Below are 2,052 nucleotides of genomic sequence, written 5' to 3'. Positions count from 1 at the left end.
CCGGCCCGGCGACCCGCTGGTCGCCCGAGGGGATCCTAGAGGCCCCCGGGCCCGGTCGGGGGCCGGTGCCGGGTCAGCGCAGGGTGACCTGACGTGCCCTGAGGCCGTCGCGAGACGCGCGCTCGTCGGAGCTGAGCGGGCCGTCCTTCGCCATCGCGTCGTCCAGTCGCGCGTCGAGCTCCAGCAGGCCCGGTGCCCACTCCTGGTGGTGCATCTCCGGGTCCAGGTCGAACACCGGCACGAGCAGCCCGTGGGTACGGAACGACCCGGCGAACCGGGACCCCTCGCCCAGATGGAGGCCACCGGCGGAGTGCACGCGCGCGAGCGCCTCGAACAGCGCGTCCTCGTCCTCCGGGCGCACCCAGCGGACGTGGGCCTTCTCACCCGCGTCGACCCACCAGGCGGCCTCGATGCCGTCTGCCGCGACCCGGGCGGAGGGCATCATGACCTCGTTGGCGTTCTTGATGGCCTGGGCGATCTCGGGCCTGACCTGGGCACCCTCGGCGAGCCACCAGGAGAAGTCGCTGTGCACCGCGATCTCGAGCGGGGCGTCGGCCACAACGACGTCCTCCAACGCCGGGGTGGACTCGTCCGGGTGGGAGGCATTCAGGGTCTCCCCTCCCCCGGCGCGCGAGGCCCAGTCCACCGCGTAGGCCAGGTCAGCCGCCGGGTCGGGTCCGTGGACCTGCACCTGGAGGCCCACCATGGCCTCGCCACCCAGCTCGTCGTCGCGCACCAGGCCGGCGATGGCACCGGGCAGGACGGTCGCCAGGGTGATCTCGCGCCTCTCGGCGGTGGTGGTGAGTCGCGCGGTGGCCGACGGCACGAACTCGCGCATCGCGACCATGTCGCACTCCCCGGCGAACCCGGCGAACGGCCGGGGTTCCGTGCTCAGTTCCTCACGCTCGGCCGCGCGTGCGGCGATCTTGGCCTGGCGGTTGCCGCCGGACTTGGGCTCATTATGGCGCTGACGTCTACCCACGGGCACCACGATACGGTGCGCCCGCGCGGCCCGTCCGCCGGACATCCGTCTCGGGCCCTGTCATCTCACGAGGCCACCGGATCGGGTCGGGCGCGGCCGGGTCAGGCGCCGCGCGCCCGGGTCAGCTGCGACGCGTGGGCCCGTCCAGGACGCCCCGCGCCCGTGACGGGACGTTGGTGGCCACCCACTGCACACCCAGATCGCGGCACAGGAGCATGTCCGCCGGGTCGTCGACGGTCCAGCAGTAGGTGCCCATCCCCCGCGACCGCCAGTACTCGACCAACCACGGCCGCGCCCGGAGCGCGCCGATGCTCGGGCCCATCAACTGGGCGCCGAATCCCTCGGCCGGCCAGGACTTGAGGACGTTGCCACGCTCGCGGAGTTGCACCGTCGGCACCTGCGGGGCCAGCTGTCTGAACCGTCGCACCGCCATCACGGAGAAGCTCATCATGAGCGCGCGGGACTCGACGTGCGAGGCGGGACGGTCCAGACCGAAGTACCTCAGCTCGTCCCTGAGCGCGACCTCGACGCGGCCGCCGGTGGGCACCGGGTGCTTGGTCTCCAGGAACAGCTTCACGTGCGGGTACGCCTCGGCCATCACCAGGAGGCTGCGCAGCGTGAGAAGCGGTTCGGGCCGGCGGTGCACCGGATGCCACGTGCCGAGGTCGAGGGTCGACAGCTCGTCCAGGGTGCTGGAGTGGACCCAGACGTCGCGGTCCGCCACGCGCGCGGTCCGGGGATCGTGCAGGAGCACAGGGACACCGTCGGCGGTGAGCCGTACATCCACCTCGAGCGCCTCTGCACCCTGTTCGAGCGCCTTCTCGTAGGCGACGAGCGTGAGTTCGGGAAACTCGGCCGAGGCCCCTCTATGGGCGACGACCCCGCTCCCGGTGGACACCGTGGACCGCAGATGTGTGGTCGCGGGGACCGTCACGTCTCACTCCTCTCGAGCCGGGGACGTGTTCACGATCCCCCGCGGGAGAAGCCGCTGGGTGAACCGCGGGGAAGGCTCATCGAAACTCCGCATGACAGTCCGGGTCTCACGCGCCGCCCACACCGCGGCGGCCGCC

Annotated in this window: 2 protein-coding genes; both read right to left on the bottom strand. The window is 72.3% G+C overall.

Features of this window, described 5'->3' with window-relative positions; translation table 11 throughout:
• Positions 1-73 precede the first annotated feature (73 nt).
• Positions 74-1,027: a DUF5926 family protein gene (locus G6027_RS14985; RefSeq protein ID WP_182637869.1), complete on the bottom strand. Its 954-nt coding sequence runs from the start codon at positions 1,025-1,027 to the stop codon at positions 74-76.
• Between the two features lie 76 nt (positions 1,028-1,103).
• Positions 1,104-1,916: a glycerophosphodiester phosphodiesterase family protein gene (locus tag G6027_RS14980; protein ID WP_182637868.1), complete on the bottom strand. Its 813-nt coding sequence runs from the start codon at positions 1,914-1,916 to the stop codon at positions 1,104-1,106.
• Positions 1,917-2,052 lie beyond the last annotated feature (136 nt).

It is taken from the genome of Dietzia sp. SLG310A2-38A2, assembly GCF_014145095.1.
Taxonomy (GTDB): Bacteria; Actinomycetota; Actinomycetes; order Mycobacteriales; family Mycobacteriaceae; genus Dietzia.
Note: the sequence above shows the minus strand (reverse complement) of the source record. Positions and strands in the feature narration are given on the sequence as shown.